Source organism: Ensifer sp. Root954, from assembly GCF_001429005.1.
Lineage (GTDB): Bacteria > Pseudomonadota > Alphaproteobacteria > Rhizobiales > Rhizobiaceae > Ensifer > Ensifer adhaerens.
The window spans coordinates 352,824-360,259 of sequence record NZ_LMJM01000025.1 but is presented as its reverse complement, the minus strand read 5'-3'; the positions used below and the strand labels follow the sequence as shown (position 1 = coordinate 360,259).

The window sequence follows — 7,436 nt, the reverse complement described above, 5'->3', positions numbered from 1 at the left end:
GCCCGCCTCGCCCGCCGCCTGACGGTAGGCTTCCGGCGTGCGGTTGCCGTTGGGGTTCAGCTGGTCGTAGGTCGGCTCATAGGCGTTGAAGGCCTGCAGCGCGCCGAGATAGGTCGGCCAGGTGACAAGTGCGGTATCATTCGGCGACAGGAACAGCTTGCCGAGATAGTCGAGGCCCTGCTGCGAACCGGACGTGATGAAGATGTTGTCGGCGCCGGCGGGAATGCCGAGATCGGCCATCTGCTTGGCAAGCCATTCGCGCAGCGGCTTGTAGCCTTCGCTGACCGAATACTGCAGTGCGGCACTCACGGCCGGGCCGGAAAAGATCTCCGCATAGGCGTCCTTGAATTCCGCATCCGGAAACAGCGCGGGATCGGGAATGCCGCCGGCAAACGAAATGATGTCGGGGCGATCGAGCAGCTTCAACAGTTCGCGGATTTCCGAAGCGCGCATCCGGTTCGAGCGCGTCGCGAAGATATGTTCCCAATCCAGCATGGGGTGTTTCCTCAGAGATTATAAGCGGAAAGCGGTTCTCCGCTTCCTCCCGCGTCATTCTAGAGCGCCGTGCGTTCGTTTGAACGCACAAAGCACGCTCTGGTTTTTTTGTTTAGAGCATCTTCCCGCTTCGGGCGATCCCCTGGAAGGAAGGATGCTCTGGACGGTGAAGCGACAGGACCATGACGACCAATTTATGTCAATATTATTGACCTAATTCCGTGCGCTTTTCGGGCTTTTGGGGCTCCGCGCACGTTACGTCCAGGACCTGACGTTACGTCAGCTTGAGCCGAATGCCACGCGCCATGAGGTAAAGCAAGCCATCTGCTCAACCGCTACGCTCGCGCCGCTTGGCCCCAATCGCACAGACGCCCGTCGTCCGCTTGTCCTTGCGCCAGCAGCGGCACCCGGCGCCTGATAACCCAAAGTGGCAAATTGCCGGAGAAGGAGGCGAAGCGTAAAATTTCTCCCCTCAATTCGACCGGAGGGACTAGGCCATGAGCAGACTGTTTATCCTGTCGGCTGGCGCCGCCCTGGCGCTGGCACAAGCGGCGTCGGCGGCACCCGCAGCACCGGAGACGCACCCCCTCAAGATCGCCAAGGAGTGCAGCCAGTTCACCGGCGACACCCCGAGCTTCTGCACCATTACGGAATCGAACCTCGAAGCGATCCCGGCTGGCAGCAAAATCCTCTACTATGGACCGGTGGTCGCCAATCCCCTCTTCTCCAGCAGCACCGCCGTCATCGCTGTCGGAAACGGCGACTCGGCGCTCGGATACTGCGTCGTCTACGATACGGCCAAGCCGCCGCTCGGCACCTGTGCGTTCCACGCCGGCAGCGGCACGCTCGCTGGCTTCCAGGCGATCGTGAAGGTCACGGTTGACGACAAGCAGATCTGGCACTGGGACGGAGACTACGTGCTCGGCACGACCCAGGCGGCCAAGTGAGACCGTAGGCATTGCCGGCTCCACACCCGGCCAATCGAGACGACGCGGCAGAAGACCTAGGCACTCTGCCATCAAGCAACGTCTTTCAAGCGCTGTCCCCGCCCAGCGGGGACAGCGCCGCCTTACGTTTTGACCGCCGGCGCGCTGGCGTTGCCTGCAAACAGGAGCCGGAGGCCGAGCCCCAGCATGACGGCGCCGGTAAAACGCTGCTGCCAGACGAGCAGCCGCGGAAAACGATAAAGCGCCTGCCCGACCGTTCCCGAAGCAAGCGCTACCGAACCGAGCGAAAGGATGCCGGCAAGCTTCTGCACGGTGCCGAGCACGGCAAGCTGCAGCCAAACGGGGCCGGCGGTCGAGTCCACGAACTGCGGCAGGAAGGCGAACATGAAGAGCAGCGACTTCGGGTTCGTCAGGCTGTTGATCGTTCCCTCGCGGACCGCGCGCCAGTCGGACACCTCGGTCGCCGCCAGCCGCTTGCTTTCAGCCGCATCGCCGAAACTCGACCAGACCATGCGCGCGCCGAGATAGAGCATGTAGGCGGCCCCCACCCATTGCAGAAGCATGAGCCCGGCGGGATAGGCCTTCAGCAGCGAGGCGACGCCGAGGACCAGCAGGCCTACCTGCACGACGCCGGCGACGAAGATCATGCCGACCACCGTCAGCAGCGCCACCCGGCGCCCCTGCCCGATCCCGCGGGCGAGCACCAGCATCATGTCCGGACCGGGCGTTATCTCCAGAACGAAGAGTGCAGCAACGAAGGTCAGGAGAATGGGGAGATCGGCCATTGAAGGTTCCGGCTGAGGACAACGGCCACATGCTTATCCGGAAGCGTCAGGCCTGTCGATCAGCCCGCTTTAACCGCAGCATGCCGATATTTTTTGCTCCGCCTGCCGCCATCTTCGTCTAGTCTGCTCTCGGGCTTCGAACGGAGAAAAACGATCCATGGCGAAACGCTGACGGAACGGATTTCGCAGCCCAAGGCAATCGCCCTTCCCACGCCGGCGCCAACGCCCAGAAAGCATCGATGACAAAACCCGACGACGAAACCCTCTCCTTCTATCGCGACAATGCCGCCACCTATGCGGCGCGCGAACGCAAGCCGCCGGCAACCCGTCTCGCGGCCTTCATGGCCCGTCTCGCCCCCGGCGCCTCCGTGCTCGATCTCGGCTGCGGCGGCGGGCATGACAGCCTTGTTCTGCTGGACCATGGCTTCGACGTCAGCGCCTGCGACGGTTCGGCGGAACTGGCGCGGGAAGCCGAAGTACGCATCGGCCGCAAGGTCGAAGTCATCACGTTTCAGGAGATCGTTTGGGAAGGACGGTTCGACGGCATCTGGGCCGAGGCCTCGCTCCTGCATGTGCCGCGCACGGAGCTTGCCGACGTGCTCACACGCATTCGCCGGACGCTGAAACCGGGCGGTCTTCTGCAGGCGAGTTTCAAGGCCGGCGAGACGGAAGGCCACGACCGCTTCGGCCGCTACTTCAACTACCCCTCAGCCGAATGGCTGCGCGCCTGCTTCGAAGACGCCGGCTGGCCCGAGCCTGATATCAGCGAGGCCGATGGAAGCGGCTATGACGGCGAACCGACCCGCTGGTTGCATGTCTCGGCAAGGCGCACGGCTTGAGCCGGTTCAGCGCTACGACAGTAAAGCGATGCAGATCGAAGTGCACGACGCCACGTGTTGTCGCGGTTCAGCGACGGCAAGCTTGAAGCGCCCGCGCCATTGCGGAACCCCTCCGGGTCGTCCACGGATCCCGTTTTGCTTCCCCGCGCCCTCAGGCCTCGCGGCTGAAGTAACTCAGGATCAGAAGCGTGCAGATCGCCGCAACGATCAAGGCGTCGAAAAGTGCAAAGTGCTCGAAGAACGAGAGCATGGCATGTCCTCCTTCCAACTAAACCTATGAGAGCACATATTTTCCAAACTTGGAAGAAGTTCTGGAAAATATACTGACCAAACAACGCAATTCTCCCAAATACTAATTGCACTGCAGCATTATTTATTTGCACCGCACAAAGCTTAATTCCATGAAAATTATCGGTGACAGTGCCGCGACAGCTCAACGATACAGCCGTCGATAGGCCGTCAACGACGCGCCATTTCGCCCCTTTGCCACCACGACAATGTTAATTGAGGGCGCTACCGGAAGGTGCAGATATTAGAAATATCGAATAAAAGATCCGCCGTCCGGTCGGGTCGCATTTCCAGGGGGTGCGCATGTCTGAACTGCAAGCGAACAACGCCCGTGCAAACGCATGCGGCGGCAAGACGGCTGAGGCGGATCCGGAAGCCGGCCTGACCCGGCGCGACATTCTCATGAGCAGTGCGGCGATCGCCGTTGCCGCCGGGCTGCCGGCGAGCCTTGCGGCTCTTGCCCCGAATGCGGCGCAAGCAGCCGGCGCGACGGCGCCGAACATCGTCTACATCATCGCCGACGATCTCGGCTGGGGCGATGTCGGCTTCCGCGGCTCGGACATCAGCACACCCAATCTCGACAGGCTGGCGGCGACCGGCGTAACCTTCGACCAATTCTACACCCAGCCGATGTGCACGCCGACGCGCGCAGCCTTCCTCACCGGCCGCTACCCGCTGCGCTATGGCCTGCAGACGGGCGTGATCCCCTCGCCCGGTACCTACGGTCTGGCGCTCGACGAATACCTGCTTTCCCAGGTCATGAAGGATGCCGGCTACAGAACCGCGCTGGTCGGCAAGTGGCATCTCGGCCATGCCAAGCCGGAATATTGGCCCAAGCAGCGCGGCTTCGACACCTTCTATGGCGCGCTGGTCGGCGAGATCGACCACTTCAAGCACGCCTCCCATGGGGTGAAGGACTGGTACCGTGGCAACAGGCCGCTCGAGGAGACCGGCTTCGACAACACGCTGATCGGCGACGAGGCAGCCCGGGTGGTCGAAAGCCACGATCCCGCAAGCCCGCTCTTCCTCTACCTCGCCTTCACGGCGCCGCACACGCCCTTCCAGGCGCCCGATGACTATCTCGAGCGCTACGAGCACATCGCCGACAAGAACCGCCGTGCCTATGCGGCGATGATCTCCGTGCTGGACGACGGTATCGGCAAGCTGCTGGCGTCGCTTGAAAAACGCGGCATGCGCGACAACACGATGATCGTCTTTCACAGCGACAATGGTGGTGTGACGAGTTCGCTCTTTGCCGGCGACAGCAAGGTGAGCGGCGAACTCCCGGCCGACAACGGCCCCTATCGCGACGGCAAGGGCACACTCTACGAGGGCGGCACCCGCGTGGTCGCGCTTGCCAACTGGCCGAAGAAGATCAAGCCCGGCAAGGTCGCAGGCATGGTCCATGTGGTCGACATGTATCCGACGCTGGCAGCGATCGTCGGCGCGACGCTCGACAAGAACCAGCCGCTCGACGGCATCAACCTCTGGCCCTCTTTGAGCGAGGGCAAGCCGACGCCGCGCACCGAGGTTGTCTACAACGTCGACCCCATGGGCGGCGCCGTGCGCCGGGACAACTGGAAGCTCGTCTGGAAGGCGACGTTGCCGCAAAAGGTCGAACTCTTCAACCTTGGCGCCGACCCGTCCGAGGCACACGATGTTTCGGCCGATTACGCCGACCGGGTGCGCGACTTCCAGGACTGGATCACCAGCCTTGCGGTCGAGATGGACCAGCCGCTGCTGCTGATGGACGCGGCGCGCCTGACCTTCTACGCACCGCCCGTCGTTGCCGATCCCTCGACCCTATTCAATATTGGTGATTGACGGCCGGCAGCATGGCCGCGGCCGGGTTGTCTGCTAGACCGGCGTGACCGACTTCACGCTGCCGGCGGTGTCGACGATGCAGGTGAACTTGCGGCCGGCGGCGTCGAGGTCGACGCTGTAGGAGGCGGCATCGAGCGCCCGCGAACTGGTCGGCAAGACCTTGGCGCTGTCGACCTGGGCAGCACCGGCGGCCGCATGGGCACACAGAAGCTGCAGATCAGCCGGCGCCGTCTGCAGGCTGGTGCGCGCCATATCCTCGGGCTTGGGCGCGGACTGGCAACCGCTGATCGCGGCCGTGGCCGCCAGCGCCAGAACAAGGCCTTTCATACGCAATATCCCCTCGCTCACCACGTATCCTCCCCTTCGCATCTCTGTCCCTGTTTCTTCGCGCGATCGACCACCCGTGTCCCCGGCGGCCGATCGGTTCTTTCCTGGCGCCCGCAAGGTGCCTGCGTCGACGCGCCGCCCTCGCGGGCCGCCCGCCTCATCCCTGCTGCCTCAAACACCCTTGTAGAGCGCTGCCCCCTGCATCAGCACGATCACCTTGGCGCCGATCTCGATGCGCGAATGCAGATCGATGACGTCGTCATTGTTCATGCGGATGCAGCCGGAGGAAACGTCGAGCCCAATCGTCCAGGGCTCCACCGTGCCGTGGATGCGGTAGATCGTGTCCTGGTCGCCCTCGTAGAGATAGAGCGCGCGGGCGCCGAGCGGATTGTCCGGCCCGCCGGGCATGCCGGCCGCCCATTTCGCCGCATTCGGGTCGCGCGCCACCATCTCGGCCGGCGGCGTCCAGGTCGGCCATTCGGCCGTGCGCCCGACGCGCACGATGCCGGCCCAGCCGAAGCCCTCCCGCCCGACGCCGATGCCGTAGCGGATCGCCTGGCCGCCGGGTTGCACCAGGTAGAGGAAGTGCTGGTTGCCGTCGATGATGATCGTGCCCGGCTGTTCCGCCGTTCGGAAGGTCACCACTTGGCGGCGGAACGCCTCTGGCAGCTGATTGTTACGGGCGAAATACTGCCGCGCTTTCTTCTTGTCGTAGTTCACCCATTTCTTGGTGCGGGCGTCGTAGATCTGGGTCTGCGCCCAGGCGGCAAGCGGCCCGAGCGTAAGGGCGGCGGCAAGCACCGCGACGCCGAGCCTGCGCCGCGTCCACAGGGGCCGGTCCGTGCCGGCAAGGCGATTGTCGTCAGAACGTCCGCTCATGGCTTGGCCCACCCGTCGATGCGCGCCGCGTTGTCCTCGGCCCATTTCTTCGCGTAATCGGCCGGCGCCTGCCGCTCGACCTCCAGCGCGTAGCTCATCTTCGTCACTTCCTCCGGCGAGAAATCCACCTTCTCCAGGAACTTCGCGACATCGGGGTGTTTCTTGCCGAAGGCAGTGCCATAGGCAATCTGGAAATGTGCCGCTTCCCAGGCGGTCGAGGCGCTGGATTTCGACACCCAGAGCGGGTCGCTCGGCGGCAGGATCTTCCACTTGGCGGCATCGTGCGGCGGCTCTTCGAGCCGTGCGATCGGGTGCAGCTCGAACACGTGATGCGGCGCGTAGCAGTAGAACACCATCGGCCTCTCGGTCGCGACGGCCGCATCGACGGCAGCCATCGCCACCTCCTCTTCCGCCTCGAACAGCGTCAGCGTCTTGTCGTAGCCGTAGCCGGCCGCCCGCGCCCGCTCGATGCCGGTCGAAAGCCAGGTGGCGGCGCCGATCCACATCTCGCCCTTGCCGTCGCCGTCGGTGTCGAGGACCTTGGTCTTTTCGGGGTCGCTGAGATCGGCAGCCGACTTGATCGTCCTGGCCGCTTCCGGCGTGGCGCAAAGGCCCTGCCAGGCCGGCACGCTGCGTTCGGTCAGCTGGCCGACCCCCTTTTCGGTCACGTATTTGCGCACGACGTCTTCGAAGTTCGGTCGCCAGACCTCAGGTTGAATATCGACCGTGCCCGCCTCGAAACCGACGAAGGCATTGAGCGTGCCGAGCTCCTTGACCTCGGCATCGAGCCCGAATTTCTTGGCGATGCCCACTTTCAGGATATTGGCCGTCGCCTGGCCCGACGGCCAGTTCGGCATGGCGATCACCAGATCGGCGGCAGTGGCAGGCAGCGCCACGGATGCGGCCAGCATGGCAGCCAGCACCGCTGGCAGAAACCTCGACTTTTCCTTCACAATCCCCTCCGGCCTCGAGCAATCGATGCGAATGACGTCGTGAATGCGTATGTCGTGCTCAAGCGACGCTGAAACGCATCGCAACTCTGCAGGTTTCCC

The 7,436-nt window shown here is 63.8% G+C and carries 7 protein-coding genes and 1 pseudogene; 3 read left to right on the top strand and 5 right to left on the bottom strand.

From position 1 onward, the window contains the following. Positions 1–495: pseudogene (locus ASE71_RS37030) on the bottom strand (PLP-dependent aminotransferase family protein); the annotation flags it as partial. A 497-nt stretch (positions 496–992) separates the two neighbouring features. Here ASE71_RS37030 and ASE71_RS21025 point away from each other — a divergent pair. Further along, entirely contained in the window at positions 993–1,442 is a 450-nt protein-coding gene (locus ASE71_RS21025) for a hypothetical protein (protein ID WP_060516042.1), read from the top strand. Between the two features lie 122 nt (positions 1,443–1,564). On the opposite strand, the gene ASE71_RS21020 is transcribed toward ASE71_RS21025, so the two are convergent. Beyond that, the gene (locus ASE71_RS21020) at positions 1,565–2,227 is read right to left on the bottom strand and encodes a LysE family translocator (protein ID WP_060516041.1); all 663 of its coding nucleotides are present in this window, start codon (positions 2,225–2,227) and stop codon (positions 1,565–1,567) included. 239 nt (positions 2,228–2,466) lie between these two features. Between ASE71_RS21020 and ASE71_RS21015 the strand changes: the two genes are divergently transcribed. Both ASE71_RS21015 and ASE71_RS21010 read left to right on the top strand, forming a co-directional pair. After that, complete coding sequence (locus ASE71_RS21015; RefSeq protein ID WP_060516040.1) at positions 2,467–3,066, top strand: class I SAM-dependent methyltransferase; 600 nt, start codon at positions 2,467–2,469, stop codon at positions 3,064–3,066. 591 nt (positions 3,067–3,657) lie between these two features. Further along, positions 3,658–5,178 (top strand): arylsulfatase B, encoded by a 1,521-nt coding sequence (locus ASE71_RS21010; RefSeq protein ID WP_082566231.1) that lies wholly within the window; start codon positions 3,658–3,660, stop codon positions 5,176–5,178. A 33-nt stretch (positions 5,179–5,211) separates the two neighbouring features. Here ASE71_RS21010 and ASE71_RS21005 read toward each other — a convergent pair whose 3' ends face one another. The 3 genes from ASE71_RS21005 to ASE71_RS20995 all read right to left on the bottom strand — a co-directional run bounded on the left by ASE71_RS21005 (position 5,212) and on the right by ASE71_RS20995 (position 7,295). After that, positions 5,212–5,505, bottom strand: a complete 294-nt coding sequence (locus ASE71_RS21005; RefSeq protein ID WP_226020593.1) for a hypothetical protein — start codon at positions 5,503–5,505, stop codon at positions 5,212–5,214. A 171-nt stretch (positions 5,506–5,676) separates the two neighbouring features. Further along, complete coding sequence (locus tag ASE71_RS21000) at positions 5,677–6,384, bottom strand: L,D-transpeptidase (RefSeq protein WP_051659263.1); 708 nt, start codon at positions 6,382–6,384, stop codon at positions 5,677–5,679. Then, a complete protein-coding gene (locus ASE71_RS20995; protein ID WP_060516183.1) occupies positions 6,381–7,295 on the bottom strand; it encodes a glycine betaine ABC transporter substrate-binding protein in 915 nt (304 codons plus the stop codon). Before ASE71_RS20995 ends, ASE71_RS21000 begins: the two co-directional genes overlap by 4 nt. Positions 7,296–7,436: the final 141 nt, after the last annotated feature.